General features: G+C 37.7%; 12 protein-coding genes. 10 read left to right on the top strand and 2 right to left on the bottom strand.

All coding sequences use genetic code 11. The features are described 5' to 3' along the window. Window positions 1-64: 64 nt before the first annotated feature. The 7 genes from BKM32_RS04045 (at window position 65) to BKM32_RS04015 (ending at window position 10,793) form a co-directional block, all read left to right on the top strand. The gene (locus tag BKM32_RS04045; protein ID WP_076662637.1) at window positions 65-3,436 is read left to right on the top strand and encodes a DUF4175 family protein; all 3,372 of its coding nucleotides are present in this window, start codon (window positions 65-67) and stop codon (window positions 3,434-3,436) included. Further along, complete coding sequence (gene ybeY / locus BKM32_RS04040) at window positions 3,429-3,839, top strand: rRNA maturation RNase YbeY (RefSeq protein WP_076662636.1); 411 nt, start codon at window positions 3,429-3,431, stop codon at window positions 3,837-3,839. The genes BKM32_RS04045 and ybeY overlap by 8 nt, the downstream gene beginning before the upstream one ends. A gap of 80 nt (window positions 3,840-3,919) precedes the next feature. Further along, on the top strand, window positions 3,920-5,800 hold the full coding sequence (gene mnmG / locus BKM32_RS04035; protein ID WP_305791411.1) for a tRNA uridine-5-carboxymethylaminomethyl(34) synthesis enzyme MnmG: 1,881 nt from the start codon (window positions 3,920-3,922) through the stop codon (window positions 5,798-5,800). A gap of 68 nt (window positions 5,801-5,868) precedes the next feature. Continuing rightward, entirely contained in the window at window positions 5,869-6,720 is an 852-nt protein-coding gene (locus BKM32_RS04030; RefSeq protein WP_076662634.1) for a bifunctional 2-polyprenyl-6-hydroxyphenol methylase/3-demethylubiquinol 3-O-methyltransferase UbiG, read from the top strand. Window positions 6,721-6,939: 219 nt separating this feature from the next. Then, window positions 6,940-7,461 carry an OmpH family outer membrane protein gene (locus BKM32_RS04025; RefSeq protein ID WP_053976535.1) on the top strand — a complete coding sequence of 174 codons (522 nt, stop codon included), beginning with the start codon at window positions 6,940-6,942 and terminating at the stop codon, window positions 7,459-7,461. A 106-nt stretch (window positions 7,462-7,567) separates the two neighbouring features. Beyond that, window positions 7,568-9,943 carry a TonB-dependent receptor gene (locus BKM32_RS04020; RefSeq protein ID WP_076662633.1) on the top strand — a complete coding sequence of 792 codons (2,376 nt, stop codon included), beginning with the start codon at window positions 7,568-7,570 and terminating at the stop codon, window positions 9,941-9,943. Window positions 9,944-9,947: 4 nt separating this feature from the next. Next, window positions 9,948-10,793 carry a DUF4249 domain-containing protein gene (locus tag BKM32_RS04015; protein WP_076662632.1) on the top strand — a complete coding sequence of 282 codons (846 nt, stop codon included), beginning with the start codon at window positions 9,948-9,950 and terminating at the stop codon, window positions 10,791-10,793. A gap of 22 nt (window positions 10,794-10,815) precedes the next feature. Here the strand turns inward: BKM32_RS04015 and BKM32_RS04010 are convergent, their stop codons facing one another. Further along, window positions 10,816-11,964, bottom strand: a complete 1,149-nt coding sequence (locus BKM32_RS04010) for an ATP-binding protein (protein ID WP_076662631.1) — start codon at window positions 11,962-11,964, stop codon at window positions 10,816-10,818. A 158-nt stretch (window positions 11,965-12,122) separates the two neighbouring features. Here BKM32_RS04010 and pgk point away from each other — a divergent pair, with 158 nt between their 5' ends. The 3 genes from pgk to BKM32_RS03995 all read left to right on the top strand — a co-directional run bounded on the left by pgk (window position 12,123) and on the right by BKM32_RS03995 (window position 16,013). Next, window positions 12,123-13,310 (top strand): phosphoglycerate kinase, encoded by a 1,188-nt coding sequence (gene pgk, locus BKM32_RS04005; protein ID WP_076662630.1) that lies wholly within the window; start codon window positions 12,123-12,125, stop codon window positions 13,308-13,310. Between the two features lie 125 nt (window positions 13,311-13,435). Then, entirely contained in the window at window positions 13,436-15,022 is a 1,587-nt protein-coding gene (locus tag BKM32_RS04000; protein ID WP_076662629.1) for a lytic transglycosylase domain-containing protein, read from the top strand. Window positions 15,023-15,038: 16 nt separating this feature from the next. Further along, window positions 15,039-16,013, top strand: a complete 975-nt coding sequence (locus BKM32_RS03995) for a DUF4837 family protein (RefSeq protein ID WP_076662628.1) — start codon at window positions 15,039-15,041, stop codon at window positions 16,011-16,013. An 89-nt stretch (window positions 16,014-16,102) separates the two neighbouring features. Here the strand turns inward: BKM32_RS03995 and BKM32_RS03990 are convergent, their stop codons facing one another. Continuing rightward, window positions 16,103-16,276: a twin-arginine translocase TatA/TatE family subunit gene (locus BKM32_RS03990; protein WP_053976528.1), complete on the bottom strand. Its 174-nt coding sequence runs from the start codon at window positions 16,274-16,276 to the stop codon at window positions 16,103-16,105. Between the last annotated feature and the right edge of the window lie 41 nt (window positions 16,277-16,317).

The raw sequence follows: 16,317 nt of genomic DNA, 5'->3' as shown, positions 1-16,317 counted from the left end.
TATTACTTTCGTCTAATTACAGCTAAAAATAAAATTGTAGATTAGTAAGTCAATCCCATTCCACGTGAGTCATTTTAACAGCATACAACTTAAATTAGAGGAATTTATCAGGCGATATTACTTCAATGAATTGCTCAAAGGAGCCATTCTTTTTTTCGCTATTGGCCTTTTATATTTTTTACTCACATTATTTATCGAGTATGTGTTGTGGCTCAATCCTACGGCAAGAACTATTCTGTTTTGGGTATTTATAGCTGTTGAATTTGGGCTGTTTCTAAAATTCATCTTGTTGCCATTGGCTAAGTTGTTCAAACTTCAAAAAGGGATCAATTACGAACAGGCTTCGCAAATTATTGGAAAGCACTTTCCTGAAGTAAGTGATAAATTGTTGAATGTGTTGCAATTGCAACGCTCTTCTGCTGTACAAACACGGGAATCTGATTTATTGTTGGCTGGAATAGAACAAAAGGCTGCCGAATTGCAACCTGTACCTTTCAAATTGGCCATTAACTTCAAAAGGAATTTCAAATATTTAAAATACGCGGCCATTCCATTGCTCATAATTGGCTTATCCTTCCTCACAGGACATTTCAATCTGTTTAGCGATAGCTATGAGAGGGTAGTGAATTACAAAACTGCTTATGAACCGCCAGCGCCGTTTAAGTTTTTTGTGTTGAACGACAATTTAACGGCGGTTGAAAACAAGAATTATGTGTTGAAGGTGTCAACTGCGGGAAAGGTCATTCCGGAAAATGCCCAAATTCAATTTAACAACGAAACTTATTTTTTACAGCAAACCTCGCCAGGACATTTTGAATATGTGTTTGAACAGCCCATGGAATCCTTGGATTTTAGGATGATGGCGAATGATGTGGTTTCAAGAGATTATACTTTGGAAGTGACTAAGGTTCCTGCTTTAGTGAATTTTTTAATGATTTTGGATTATCCATCGCATACCAAAAAAGGAAATGAGGTTTTAAAAAGTACGGGGAGTGCTACCGTGCCGGAAGGAACTAAGGTGACTTGGAAAGTAAATACCAGATCTACAGAAGGGGTGACCTTGTATGCTGAAGATACCTTGCGTTTTGAAAAACTTGACGAGAATAACTTTGAGGGTAGTAAACAACTTTTCAATAATAGCGATTATCAAATCAGTACAAGCAATCATGCTTTAAAGGATTATGAAAGTTTGGCTTTTACCTTGAAAGTAATTAAGGATGATTATCCAGAAATTAGAGTGCAATCGCAAAAGGATAGTTTGGATCAACAGAGTTTGTATTTCTACGGTCAGGTGAGTGACGATTATGGATTGAGCAAATTGCAATTGGTGTATTATCCTGTGGAGAACGAGACAGCAAAGGAATTTGTTTCCATTCCAGTGAGCAATTCCAATTTTGATGAGTTTGTAAGCGCCTTTCCAAACCAGTTGAATGTAGAACCCGGGAAAGCTTATGAATTGTTTTTTCAGGTGTTTGATAATGACCGTTTGCATAATTATAAGCAGGTAAAGAGTCAAGTATTTTCTTATCGAAAATTGACTAACGAGGAAGAGGAGGCTAAGCAATTAAATGAGCAAAATGAAACGATTAAGGATTTAAATAATTCCTTTGATAAATTAAAAGAACAGGACCAACAGCTTGAAGAGTTTTCCAAAACGCAAAAGGAAAAGGAGGAACTGAATTTTAACGACAAACAGAAGTTGCAACAGTTCTTGAAACGTCAAAAGGCGCAGGAGGAAATGATGCAAAATTTCAATAAAAAGCTTCAGGAAAATCTAGAGGAATTTCAAAAGGAGAGTAATGAAAAGGATGAATTCAAGGAAGCTTTAAAGGAACGTTTGGAAGAACAGGAACAGCAATTGAAGCATGACGAGAAACTGTTGGAAGAATTGGAAAAGCTTCAGGAGAAAATTCAAAAGGAAGAATTGACCGATAAGTTGGAACAATTGGCTAAACAAAATAAAAACAAACAACGCAGTTTAGAGCAGTTATTGGAACTTACCAAACGCTATTATGTCGCCAAAAAAGCGGAACAATTGCAACAGGATTTGGAGCAATTAAGTGAAAAGCAAGAAGACTTATCCAACAAAAATTCTGAAGAAAATAATAAGGAAGCACAAGATGAATTGAATAAAGCTTTTGAGGAATTCCAAAAAGAAATGGATGAGTTGGAAAAGGAAAATGAAGGGTTAAAGAAGCCTATGGATTTACCTAAGGATGATATGACCGAGGAAGAAATCAAGGAAGAGCAACAAGGGGCGTCGGAGGATTTGGAAAATCAAAAACAACAAGAACAGCAAAACGATCAACAAGGCGCACAGCAAAGTCAACAAAATGCAAAGCAAAAGCAAAAGTCGGCTGCGCAAAAGATGAAACAAATGAGTTCTGAAATGTCTCAAGCCATGATGGGCGGAGGTGGTCAGCAAATGGCAGAGGATGCTGAGATGCTAAGACAGATTTTGGATAATTTAGTGGTGTTTTCTTTTGATCAGGAAGCTTTGTTGAATACATTCAAAAGCATTGAAGTGAACCATAACGAGTATGGCAAATATTTGCGCAAGCAAAGCAGTTTAAGGGAACATTTTGAGCATATAGATGATAGCCTGTTTTCATTGTCCTTAAGACAACCTATGTTGTCTGAACAGGTAAATAGTCAAATCACAGAGGTGTTTTATAACATTGACAAATCTTTGGAACAGCTTTCCGAGAACCAATTGTATCAGGGTATAGCTGCTCAACAATATACCATAACCGCCACCAATACTTTAGCTAGTTTTTTAAGTGATGTGTTGGATAATATGGAAGCTCAAATGAATTCTTCTCCAGGACAAGGGCAGGGTAGTGAAATGCAATTGCCGGACATCATCAAAAGTCAAGGGGAATTGAATAAAGAGATGCAGGAACAAATGGATAAGCAACAGGGTAAACCTAAAGATGGTCAACAACAAGGCGAGCAAAAGGGACAAGAGCCTCAGCAAGGGCAGGAGGGTGAACAGAATGGAGAATCTGACCAGAACAATGAAGAAATGAATGGTGAACTTTTTGGAATCTATCAAAGACAACAGGAATTGCGTAATGCTTTAGAAGAAAAGTTGACTAAGGAAGGACTGAATGGGCAAGCGCAAAAGTTGTTGAAAGGTATGGAAGAGGTGGAGTTGGATTTATTGAATAAAGGTTTTACCAATCAAACGCTTCAAAAAATGATGGAATTGGAACATCAATTATTGAAAATGGAGAACGCTACGTTCATGCAGGGAGAGGATAATAAGCGTCAATCTGAAACTAATTTAAAGGATTACGATAATACGGTTCGAGACCAAATTCCAACTGCCAGAGAATATTTTAACACTACTGAAATTTTAAACAGACAAGCTTTACCTTTGCAGCAAATTTATAAAGTAAAAGTACAAGAGTATTTCAAGAGAACAGATGATTAGTTTTAATTACGAAACGGAGTTCGAGCTTTCCAATGAAGCCGATTATTCCAAATGGATATCAGAGACTATTAGCGAAGAAAGCTGTAAAGAAGGAGAGCTTAATTATATTTTTTGTGATGATGAATATCTACATAAAATCAATGTGGAATTTTTAAATCACGACACCTTGACGGATATCATAAGTTTCGATTATTCAGTAGGAAAAGAACTACATGGAGATATTTATATCTCTATTGAAAGGGTTGAGGATAATGCTAAGGATTTTAATGTAGAATTCAAGGAGGAATTGAAGCGTGTGATGATTCACGGAATCCTACATTATTGTGGGTACAAAGATAAGACAGATGAGGACGCTTTGCAAATGAGGAGCAAGGAAAATTACTATATTTCTAAGTTTGTATAATACTCACTAAATCAGTGTATATTTGCAAACTTATTTTTTAATGATTAAATGAAACACGGAAGAGTGTTTCACGTGGAACAATGATGAGTTTATTTCAAGAGACATATGATGTTATTGTGGTTGGTGCAGGTCATGCCGGTAGTGAAGCGGCGGCGGCGGCAGCCAATATGGGGTGTTCAACTTTGTTGGTGACCATGAATCTTCAGAACATTGCACAGATGTCCTGCAACCCTGCTATGGGGGGAATTGCAAAGGGACAGATTGTGAGGGAAATTGATGCGCTTGGAGGTTATAGTGGGATTGTTAGTGACACATCTGCTATACAGTTTAAGATGCTCAATAAATCTAAAGGTCCAGCTATGTGGAGTCCGCGTGTGCAGAGTGACCGTATGAAGTTTGCTGAGGATTGGCGTTTGATGTTGGAGCAAACACCTAATTTAGACTTTTATCAGGATATGGTTTCTGGTTTGTTGATAGAAGGAGAGCGTGTGGTGGGAGTGAAAACATCTTTGGGAATTGATATCAAGGCGAAGACTGTAGTGCTTACCAATGGAACTTTCTTGAACGGTTTGATTCATATCGGAGATAAGAATTTTGGTGGAGGTAGAGCAGGTGAAAGAGCGGCTAAAGGAATTACTGAACAGTTGGTGGATTTAGGATTTGATGCGGGAAGAATGAAGACGGGGACTCCTCCTAGGGTTGATGGTCGTTCTTTGGATTATTCTAAAATGATAGTACAGCCAGGGGATGAAAACCCGGAGAAATTCTCTTATTCTGATATTACAAAACCGTTGACGAAACAACGGGATTGTCATATGTCTTATACTAGTACTGAAGTGCATGATTTGTTGCGGGAAGGCTTTGATCGTTCTCCTATGTTTAATGGTAGAATTAAAAGTACAGGACCTAGGTATTGTCCGTCTATAGAGGATAAGATTAATCGATTTGCAGATAAGGATAAGCATCAATTGTTCGTGGAGCCAGAAGGGTGGAATACGGTTGAAGTGTATGTTAATGGGTTTTCTACATCTTTACCTGAGGATGTTCAATTTAAGGCATTGCGTTCTGTTGCTGGGTTTGAAAATGTGAAATTCTTTAGACCGGGATATGCTATAGAGTATGATTATTTTCCGCCTACACAGTTAAAGCATACGTTGGAAACAAAGTTGATTGAAGGTTTGTATTTTGCTGGACAGATTAACGGTACTACGGGTTATGAGGAAGCGGCTTCTCAAGGTTTGATGGCTGGTATTAATGCTGCTTTGAAAGTACAGGAAAGGGAATCTTTTATATTGAATCGTAGTGAGGCGTATATTGGCGTGTTGATTGATGATTTGATTACAAAGGGTACGGAAGAGCCTTATAGAATGTTTACCTCAAGGGCTGAATATCGCACTTTGTTACGTCAGGATAATGCGGATTTAAGATTAACGCCTAAGTCTTTTGAGTTGGGGTTAGCTTCTGAAAAGCGTTTAAAACGTATGGAGGAAAAGCATTCTTCAGCCGAGGATTTTGTGTCGTTCTTTAAAGAGACTAGTGTAAAGCCTGAGGATATTAATCCTATTTTGGAAAGCAAAGATTCGGCTTTGGTTAAACAATCTGATAAGATGTTTAAGGTGTTTTCTAGGCCAAACATCACGATTGATGACATGCGTAAATTGGATGTTGTTGAAGCGTATGTTCAAGACCATGGTTTGGATCCTGAGGTTATTGAGCAGGCCGAAATACAAGTGAAGTATTCTGGGTATATCGAGAAGGAAAAGAATAATGCTGATAAGTTGAATCGATTGGAGAATATTAAAATTCCTGAGAATTTCGATTATTCTAAAATCACAAATATGAGCTTTGAAGCTCGTGAGAAATTAAATAAAATTAGGCCTGTTACTATTTCTCAGGCATCACGAATAAGCGGGGTTTCTCCAAGTGATGTGTCTGTACTTTTGGTGTATATGGGGCGATAATTTAAAATATAAATTTAAAGTGTTTCACGTGGAACATAACATTCCTGCTTTTGCAGGAATATTTTTTTATGGCAAAAACAGATAATTTTTTAAAGGTTAAGGATCATTCCGTATCGGGTGAAGAATTTGTTTTGGTCCGTCATCCAGAATTGGATTTATTGGAGACAACTCCAAAACCTTCTTTAGAACGTCTTCCTGAATATTATAAAAGCGAAGATTATATTTCACACACCGATGCAAAACGTAATGTGTTTGAAAAGGCGTATCATGTTGTACGCAATATTTCACTTCAGAGAAAATTAAAACTGATTAATTCCGTAAGTAAGGAATCCAAATCACTTTTGGATATTGGTTGTGGAACTGGAGATTTTTTAAAAGTGGCTCAAGATGCTAATTGGAATGTTTGCGGGATTGAGCCAAATGAAGAGGCCAGGGGAATCGCTAATAGAAAAACAAAGGACAATGTTTTTGATGTTTCAAAATTGCCGACGTTAAAGGATCAAAGTTTTGATGTAATTACGTTATGGCATGTTTTGGAACATTTACCAGATTTGAAAAAGGAAATAGAACAATTGAAGCGTTTGTTACGTCCAAACGGTACTTTGATTATTGCTGTTCCCAATTTTAAGAGTTACGATGCCAATTATTATAAATCGCATTGGGCCGCTTATGATGTGCCAAGGCATTTGTGGCATTTTTCTAAAACCGCTATTTCAAAATTGTTTTTGGAACAGGATATGGTTGTGAAAAATATTTTGCCAATGCCATTTGATGCGTTTTATGTGAGTCTGCTTTCAGAAAAATACAAAAATGGCAAGATGAATTTTTTTAAAGCGTTTTGGGTGGGATTTCAGTCGAATCTTAAGGCGAAGGGCTCCGGAGAGTATTCTTCTCTAATTTATGTGTTGAAAAACAAGTAAAACCTTAAATAAGGTTCTGAAATTGGATTTTCGGGGCTGTATTGTTGGATTACCTTCCCTTTTTTTAAAAGTGGCTTAAATCGCTTTAAAATGCGTTGTTTTTGATAGGGATTTTTAATGGTAGACTCTAATTGTTATAAGATTATTTTATAGAAGGTTATTTTGAATAATAATCTGCTAAGTTGATACTTTTACGAAAAATTTAATTGGATACATAAAATGAAAAAAATTGCGTTGCTTTTTGGTTTGGGACTTGGATTGTTGTCATGTCAAAACCAACAAAAAATTGCTTTCGTGGATAACGGGAAAGTAATTAATGATTATCAAGCTAAAATTGATGTCGAAGAAAAATTTAAGTTAAAGGATTTAGAATTTCAAAAGTTGAGAGATAGTTTGATTGCCAAATATCAATTGGAATATAAATCGGCTCAAGACAAGGCAAGAGGGATGTCGGATAATGATGTTCAAAAATTGTCTCAGGAATTGGGGATGAAAGAACAGCAATTGATCCAACAAATTAAAATGGAGCAGGAGCAAATGACTCAGGAGTTTCAAACGGAAATTGATTCTGTAATTGTTGAAGTTAAAGAATTTGTAAAAGAATACGGCAAAAAGAACGATTATACTTATATACTAGGTACTAGCGAGGTTGCTGCAAGTGTTCTATATGGAAAAGAGGATAATGATCTTACCGAAACCATTACAGAAGCTCTCAATGAAGCTTACAAAGCAAAAGAATAGTTTTTACATATCATATAGGCCAGTTAAAGTAACTGGCTTTTTGTTTGACTACTGTTTAACCTTTCCAAATTATTTTCATCAATCAATATAACTAAATCATTACTGCATGAAGCATTTCTTATGTATTGCTTACTTTCTTTTAAGTTTTTCCGGTTTTGCCCAAGATAAATTCACGATTAGAGGAACTATAACTGATGCTTCCAATGGGGAAACCTTAATGGGTGCCACGGCATTTTTGCAGGGAACGGATAATGGATCTGTTACCAACGAATATGGTTTTTATTCCTTGACGGCTATTGGAGGAAATTACACTTTAATCATTTCCTATATGGGCTACGAAACCCAAACCAAACAAATTAGTTTGGATAAGGATCAAACTATCAATTTTGAATTGAGTGAATCCGCAACTGCTCTAGATGAGGTTGTAATTACGGCCGAAGAATCGGAACAAATCAATATTAAAAAGCCTGAAATGAGTGTGGCTAAACTTAATGCGGCCACCATTAAGCAAATGCCTGCCGTTTTGGGAGAGGTAGATGTTGTAAAATCCATTCAAATGCTGCCTGGGGTTACCAATAATGGCGAAGGTTCTTCAGGGTTTAATGTGCGTGGTGGTGCGGCAGACCAGAATCTGGTGCTTTTGGATGAGGCAATTATTTATAATACCTCGCATTTTTTCGGTTTTTTCTCTGTGTTTAATAGTGATGCCATAAAGGATATCAAACTTTACAAGGGAGATATTCCTGCGAAATTTGGTGGCCGTGTATCTTCCGTTTTAGATGTACGCCAAAAGGAAGGAAACCGTAAAAATTTCAATTTAACAGGAGGTATTGGTTTGATTTCTAGTAGATTAACTGCTGAATCTCCCATTTTTAAGGATAAAGGGTCTTTCTTGATTGCTGGTAGAACCTCTTATGCGCATCTGTTTCTTAAGGCAGTCGAGGACTTTAAGGATGATAAGATTTCCTTTTATGATCTCAACCTGAAGGCTAATTATGAGATTAATAGTAATAACAAGATTTATCTCTCTGGATATTTTGGGAGAGATGTGTTCAACTTGAACAAAATCATTGAAAATGGCTACGGTAATGTTTCTGGAAACTTGCGTTGGAATCATGTATTTACGGATCGTTTGTTTTCTAATTTATCTATGATTTATAGTAAATATGATTATCAAATTGTGCTGGATTTTATCGAGTTGGATTGGATTGCAGATATTGCCAATTATAACCTAAAATATGATTTAAAGTATTACTTGAATGATAAGCTTGATTTGGATTTTGGGGTTAGTGGAATTTCTTATTTATTAAATCCCGGAGAGGTTAGTCCAACATCAAGCGAGTCTCCAATCAACTATTTAAAATTGGACGACAAACGTGCTTTTGAAGGGGCGGCCTATATAAGTGCGGAACATCAAATTAGTAAAAAATTCACTGCTCAATATGGCTTGCGATTTAGCCAATTCATGCGTCTTGGGGGACAGGCCATGACTACCTATGTGAATGATCAACCTGTGATTTACAATGATGAATTGGAAATTTACGAAAGGGGAGAAGCTTTGGATGAAATCTATTATAGTAAGGGTGAAAGTATTAAGGATTATAATGGTTTGGAACCTAGGCTGGGGCTTTCTTATGAGCTCAACAGTGCTTCTTCTTTAAAAGCCAGTTTTACCAAGTCTACCCAATATTTACATCTGTTATCGAACACTGCTTCTGTGACACCTTTGGATGTTTGGACGCCTAGTGGTCAATACATTAAACCGCAGCGTTCCACACAATATGCTGTGGGATATTACAGAAATTTTTCGGAGAAAGGGTATGCCTTGGAGTTGGAAACCTACTATAAAACCATTAAAAACCGAATCGATTATATCGATGGCTCAGATTTGATTGGGAATAACAACATTGAAACCGAAATCCTAAATGGTGAAGCGCGAGCTTATGGTATGGAGGTGTTATTGAGAAAAACCAAGGGTAAATTCACCGGTTGGGTGGCTTATACACTTTCAAAATCGGAACAACGTACGCTAGGAGGAAAGGCCGCAGGGCCTGGAATTAATAGTGGTAATTGGTATAATACACCTTATGATAGAACGCACGATGTATCTGTTACTGGTGCTTATCAACTGAATGAGAAATGGAGTTTCAGTTCCAATTTTGTGTTTCAAACAGGACGTCCCGTAACGTATCCAAATGGACAGTATGAATACGAAGGTCTTTCTATAGCGAGTTATTCCAATAGAAATAGGGATCGATTGCCGCAATATCATCGTTTGGATATATCGGCCGTTTACAAACCAAATAAACATCCTGAGAGACGTTTAAAGGGCGAATGGGTATTTGGTGTCTATAACGTCTATAATAGGCGAAATGCGGCCTCTATTTCGTTTGGCCAAAGTAAGGTGTCTGGACTCAATGAAGCCACTAGATTGTCTATTTTCGGAATCATTCCTTCGGTAACGTATAACTTTAAATTCTAAAAATATGAAAATCAATATATACATAATTCTACTGGCTATTTTTGGAATCTTCATGTCTTGTGAAGATGTTATTGATGTTGAAGTTACAACAGCGACGCCTAGGTTGGTAATTGAAGCATCCTTGGATTGGGAGAAGGGGACTATAGGCAATGAGCAGCTTATAAAACTAAGCATGTCCACACCGTATTTTGATGTTACTTCGGATAGTGGTGTATCTGGAGCTTCGGTGAAAGTGACCAATACAAATTCAGGAGAAGAATTTTTGTTTGAGGACCAAAATGACGGAACCTACACAACGTCCAATTTTGTTCCTGTTTTAAATGATTCGTATACTTTGGAAGTAGTTTATAATAACCAAACTTATTTGGGTAGTGAAACCTTGATGCCTGTTACAGATATTTCCAATGTGACGCAGTCTGTTGAAGGAGGTTTTGATGACGAATTATTGGAACTTAACGTGTATTTCAATGATCCTGCAGATGAAGAGAATTATTATTTTTTCAGGTATTATGAAGAAGGGGATCTGTTCCCATTGTTGGCAGATTTGTCGGATGAATTTATCAATGGAAATGAAGTCCACGATTTCTGGGAAAAGCAGGATGATGAAGATAACAACGAGGAAGCTTTTGAACCTGGGGATACGGTTGAAGTTAGCCTTTATGGAATTTCAGAACGCTACTACAATTATGTTCGTTTGTTGATTGAACAATATTACTCTGGTGGTGATCCTTTTAGTTCCAATGCTGCGCAATTACGCGGAAATTGTGTCAACCAAACCAATCCAGACAACTATCCATTTGGATATTTCAGGGTGACAGAATTTGTAAAAGCGTCCTATACGTTTGAATAAACTGAAGGCTTGAAAAGTTTACTTATTTTTTGTGAAGCAAGCGTGTGAGTTTAATGGATAAATCCGTGAGGATGATCTTTGAATTTCCGTTGCGCTCAATGTGGTAAATGGCATCCTGCAACTCTTCGCTAATCTCCAAGATGTTGGCATTGTGCACAAAGGGGGCAAACTTTTCAAGCTTGAAATTCTGGGTTTTGGGTTCCATATATACCAAATCATCAGCGCCGTAATTCATTAGAAGCGCCTGTCTGAAAAAGTCGATGCAGAAATGTAAAAACTGCTTTTGGGTTTCCCTCCCTGTTTTGGCAATATCCTCACTCCATGTTATCAAATCCAAGATAGCACCTTTGTTGCCTTTGGCTTTAAATGCCGATCGTATCCAAAATACAAACCATTCTTCAAATTGTAAATCTTCAGAATCTTGATATACAATATCGCAGGCTTTATTGTAGTTGCCGTTGGCTTGATGTGCAATTTTGGTGGCTTCTCCTTCGTTGAGATCGTACTGCTTCATCAAGGCCTGTTTGATTACTTCTTCGGCCAAAGGCGGAAAGTGCAAAATTTGACAACGCGATTTGATGGTATTGATAATCTGTTCCTCGTCTTCAGCAATTAGGATGAAAATGGTTTTGCTGGGCGGCTCTTCAATCAATTTCAGTAGTTTGTTGGCGGCGGCGGTATTCATCTTATCTGCCATCCAAATCAACATAACCTTGTAACCTCCTTCGTATGATTTTAGGGAAAGCGCTTTTACAATATCTTGTGCTTCGTCCACACCAATCTGTCCCTGCTTGTTGTCAATTCCCAAAAGTTTGTACCAATCAAACAGGTTTCCATAAGGTTGCTCGGCTACTAATTGACGCCATTCTTCCAAGAAATGCGAGGACACTGGGTGACTTTTCACCTTATCATTGGTAGCTACCGGAAAGGCAAAGTGCAAATCGGGGTGGGAGAGGTTTTTAAACTTCAAATTACAAGCCTCGTTGCCTCCCTCGTTTTCAGAATTTTGGTTTTTGCATAAAATATACTGCGCATAGGCAATGGCCATGGGCAAGGTGCCGCAGCCTTCCGGTCCAATGAATAATTGTGCATGTGCAATACGGCCATTGTCCACACTTTGTGTGAGATGGCTCTTTAAATGTTCCTGTCCTAAAATATCTGAAAATAACATACGGCAAAACTATGTAAATTTCTCTTATAAAGAAGAGGAGGACTTTATAATCCAAGAAGATAAAATATTTTTCAACCTATAACGATTTCGGTTGGAAAACGCATTTTATGGCATTGTTTATTTAATTACTTTTGTGTTACACTAAAAAACATCACATTATGAAAACGATTAACGACTTCAATTTTAAAGATAAAAAAGCCTTAATTAGAGTAGATTTCAACGTGCCTTTAAATGAGCAATTTGAGGTAACGGACGATACCAGAATTGTGTCTGCAAAGCCAACCATTATCAAAATTTTGGAAGATGGAGGAAGCTGTGTGTTGATGTCGCACTTAGGAAGGCCAAAAGGCGTTGACGATACGTTTTCATTACGTCATATTGTAGATAAGGTTTCTGAGGTTATTGGCGTTGAAGTGAAATTTGTAGCCAATTGTGTGGGAGCTGAAGCTGAAGCAGCGGCCAAAGCACTACAACCAGGTGAAGTGTTGTTGTTGGAAAACTTAAGATTCCACTCGGAAGAAACTGCGGGTGATGTAGCCTTTGCTGAAGGACTCTCAAAATTGGGAGATATTTATGTGAACGATGCATTTGGTACAGCTCATCGTGCCCATGCTTCTACTACCATTGTGGCACAATTTTTCCCAGAGCATAAATGTTTTGGATACCTGTTGGCTGAAGAAATTGAAAGCATCGAAAAAGTGATGAAAACAGGTGAAAAACCTGTATTGGCTGTATTGGGAGGTGCTAAAGTATCTTCAAAAATTACAATTATTGAAAACATTTTGGACAAGGTAGACCACTTGATCATCGGTGGGGGAATGACCTTTACCTTTATCAAAGCACAAGGTGGTTCTATTGGAGAGTCTATCTGTGAAGATGATAAATTGGATATGGCCCTTGAAATCTTGAAGAATGCCAAAGCCAAAAATGTACAAGTACATATTCCTGTTGATGTAGTTGCAGCCGATAGTTTTAGCAACGACGCCGCTACTCAAATTGTAGACGTTACCAAAATCCCTGACGGATGGCAAGGTTTGGACGCGGGTCCAAAATCGTTGGCCAATTTCCACGATGTGGTAATGCAGTGCAAAACCATTCTTTGGAACGGTCCATTGGGAGTGTTTGAAATGGAAAACTTCTCAAAGGGAACCATTGCTTTAGGAAACTCTATAGCTGAAGCAACGAAAAAGGGTGCGTTTTCTCTTGTTGGGGGAGGTGATTCTGTAGCGGCCGTGAAACAATTTGGGTTTGAAGACAAAGTGAGCTACGTGAGTACAGGTGGTGGTGCTATGTTGGAAAGTTTGGAAGGAAAAACGCTACCTGGAATTGCTGCAGTTTTGGAGTAATCCATACAAAACCAGTCGTTTAAAAGCCTATATTTCTGTTAAAAGAAGTGCTTCGTCTTTTATATGTTTCAAAAAAATACGATTTTAGCGCCATCTATCGTTGATAGTACAGATAATTTTTACAAATGAACAAACCTATTACCTTAGTTGTAGGCGCTTTGTTATGTTGTGGAGTTTCTTTCGCTCAAGAAAATAAAAAGCAGGAAACGCATATTAAAGAAGATTCTGTCAAGGTTGAGACCGTTGTCCCAAAACAGGTCGATTCCTTGATTGATGGAAAAAGCGCTGAAATTAAAGCAATCACCCCTGTGGCTGATTCTACCGCTCTTATGGTTTATGAAGACCATAAACAAGCTGCCGATATAGACCAGAAATGGCTGGACGAGTTGTACAGTAATTCATTATACGATACTATTTATAAGTCGGTCACAGAGCTGACTTATGAGGATGTTGAATATCCTGAGTTGCCTACAGATACCTTAAAGGCGCGTTTAAAGGAGCTTAATGCTAGAACACCTTTCAATATTGAGTACAATCCTTCTCTGGAGAATGTCATCAAGTCGTATTTAAAAAACAGACGAGAGTCTTTAGATAGACTGATGTCTTTGAGCGAGTATTATTTCCCTCTTTTTGAGACGACTTTAGACAGTTACAATTTGCCTTTGGAGATGAAGTACTTGGCCATTGTGGAATCTGCTTTAAAGCCGAAGGCTAAATCTAGAGTAGGCGCAACGGGATTATGGCAGTTTATGTTTGGTACCGGAAAAATGTACGGGCTTAATGTAAGCAGTTATGTAGACGAACGTAGCGATCCTATTAAATCTACTGAAGCTGCCAGTAAATATCTTGCTAAATTATACGAGATTTTTGGTGACTGGGATTTGGCTTTAGCGGCCTATAATTCGGGTCCTGGAAACGTGAGCAAGGCGATTCGACGTTCGGGTGGATATCAGAACTATTGGAACATCAGACCGTTTCTTCCACGTGAAACAGCGGGTTATGTTCCTGCCTTTTTCGCTACCATGTATATTTTTGAATATGCGGAAGAACATGGTTTCAACAGAATCAAGCCAGAATTTCACTATATTGAAACCGATACGATCCACGTGAAACAAATGATTACCTTGGATCAGGTGTCTGAAGTTTTGGATTTGCCTATAGAGGAGCTACAGTTTTTAAACCCTTCTTATAAATTGGATATCATTCCATATATTAAGGATGAAAACTATACCTTAAGACTGCCAATGCACGCAGTGGGCAGGTTTGTGGCCAATGAAAACGACATTTATGCTTATGCTCAGACTGAGTTTGACAAGCGAGAAAAACCATTGCCTCAGTTTTTTGAGTCGGATGTAAAGATTACCTATAGGGTTAGGAGTGGCGATTATCTTGGGAAAATTGCTAGAAAGTATGGCGTTAGGGTAAGTCAAATCAAACAATGGAATGGTTTGCGAAGCAACGATCTTAGAATAGGCCAACGCTTGAGTATCTACCCGAGGAAACCTGTGTTTACAGATCCGCCGGCCAAAACAAAAAGTGCTGTGAAAACCGTTGAGGTTGAAGGAAAACAAACGTATTTGGTGCAGCAAGGAGATACACTTTGGGGCATTTCCCAAAAATTTCCTGGAATTTCTGTCCAAAATATTAAAGATTGGAACGGTATTAGTGGTACACAATTAAAAGTAGGCATGAAGCTTATTGTATCTAACTAAAACTAAAAAATAATAAATGAAACACTTAGCCATTGTAGCTGTTTTTGCCACCCTGTTTTTTGGGTGTAAGGACGCTTCAAAAAACCAACGTTTAGTACCAGCATCATCAGGAAATCTTAATCATCTTACCGTTGTTGTAGACAATCTTCTTTGGGAAGATAAAGTTGGTGAAGCTATGCGTGATGTTTTGGCGGCACCGGTTCCAGGGCTTGCCATTGATGAACCCTTGTTTACAATCAATCAATTGCCAACTCAGGTGTTTTCTGGGTTTACTACCAAAAGCAGGATTATTGTTAAGGTTGAAAAGGGGAAAGAAGCTGGTATAAAAGTAGGTCATGATGTGTTTGCAAAGCCTCAAACGGTGGTTTATGTTACTGGCACAACCAATGATGAAATTATTGAGCAATTGCAATCCCATTCCGAAGAAATTGTCAAAGCTTTAAAGGATGAGGAAATTAAGGAAAAGCAACGACGTATTAATTTGTCGTTGTTTGACGATACAAGACTTAAGGAAGAATTGGGGGTGTCTTTAAAGTTGCCATCTGTGTATAGAATGGCTAAGGATGAAGATGGTTTCTTCTGGATTCGTAAGGACATCACTACCGGAACTATGGATTTAATGGTTTATGCAGTGCCATTAAGTACTTTAAGACCAGGCGATAGTTTGGCAATGGATGTAGTGAAAATGCGTGATTCGGTTGGGAAAACCCACATTGAAGGACGTTTGGAGGGCTCTTACATGAGTACTGAAAATAAATATGCACCTTTTGTTTTTGAATCTCAAATAGACAAGAAACCGACGATTGAAACCAAAGGGATTTGGGAGGTTAAAAATGATTTTATGGCAGGTCCATTTATCAACTACGCTATCGAGGATAAGGCTAAAAATAGATACGTAATTATTGAAGGGTATGCTTTTGCACCGTCGGTAGATAAGAGAGATTATATGTTTGAATTGGAGGCGATCATCAGGTCAGCCAAAATTCAATAGAAAAGAAACTACAGCTTACAAAAAAAGCCAACTTGAAGAAGTTGGCTTTTTTTGTATTATAATAAGATTAAATTATCACTAAGAATAACTTAGGTTGTTTTATCCTCGTCCTCTTTGCTGGCATCTTTAAATTCCTTAATCCCACTTCCTAAACCTCTCATTAACTCAGGAATCTTTTTACCACCAAAAATTAATAAAACTACCACCGCAATTAAAACTATTTGTGGCCATCCAACAACTAATGGTAACATAAGTAAACTCATAACATAATATTTAGAACTGCAAATTTAATAATTAAACTTCA

This window comes from Mangrovimonas sp. DI 80, assembly GCF_001975575.1.
Taxonomy (GTDB): domain Bacteria; phylum Bacteroidota; class Bacteroidia; order Flavobacteriales; family Flavobacteriaceae; genus Mangrovimonas_A; species Mangrovimonas_A xylaniphaga.
Note: the sequence above shows the minus strand (reverse complement) of the source record. Positions and strands in the feature narration are given on the sequence as shown.

Excerpts from the sequence above, each read along its gene's own strand:
- ybeY (WP_076662636.1), top strand. The coding sequence starts at position 3,429 with ATGATTAGTTTTAATTACGAAACGGAGTTCGAGCTTTCCAATGAAGCC.
- mnmG (WP_305791411.1), top strand. The coding sequence starts at position 3,920 with ATGATGAGTTTATTTCAAGAGACATATGATGTTATTGTGGTTGGTGCA.
- BKM32_RS04030 (WP_076662634.1), top strand. The coding sequence starts at position 5,869 with ATGGCAAAAACAGATAATTTTTTAAAGGTTAAGGATCATTCCGTATCG.
- BKM32_RS04025 (WP_053976535.1), top strand. The coding sequence starts at position 6,940 with ATGAAAAAAATTGCGTTGCTTTTTGGTTTGGGACTTGGATTGTTGTCA.
- BKM32_RS04020 (WP_076662633.1), top strand. The coding sequence starts at position 7,568 with ATGAAGCATTTCTTATGTATTGCTTACTTTCTTTTAAGTTTTTCCGGT.
- BKM32_RS04015 (WP_076662632.1), top strand. The coding sequence starts at position 9,948 with ATGAAAATCAATATATACATAATTCTACTGGCTATTTTTGGAATCTTC.
- BKM32_RS04010 (WP_076662631.1), bottom strand. The coding sequence starts at position 11,964 with ATGTTATTTTCAGATATTTTAGGACAGGAACATTTAAAGAGCCATCTC.
- pgk (WP_076662630.1), top strand. The coding sequence starts at position 12,123 with ATGAAAACGATTAACGACTTCAATTTTAAAGATAAAAAAGCCTTAATT.
- BKM32_RS04000 (WP_076662629.1), top strand. The coding sequence starts at position 13,436 with ATGAACAAACCTATTACCTTAGTTGTAGGCGCTTTGTTATGTTGTGGA.
- BKM32_RS03995 (WP_076662628.1), top strand. The coding sequence starts at position 15,039 with ATGAAACACTTAGCCATTGTAGCTGTTTTTGCCACCCTGTTTTTTGGG.
- BKM32_RS03990 (WP_053976528.1), bottom strand. The coding sequence starts at position 16,276 with ATGAGTTTACTTATGTTACCATTAGTTGTTGGATGGCCACAAATAGTT.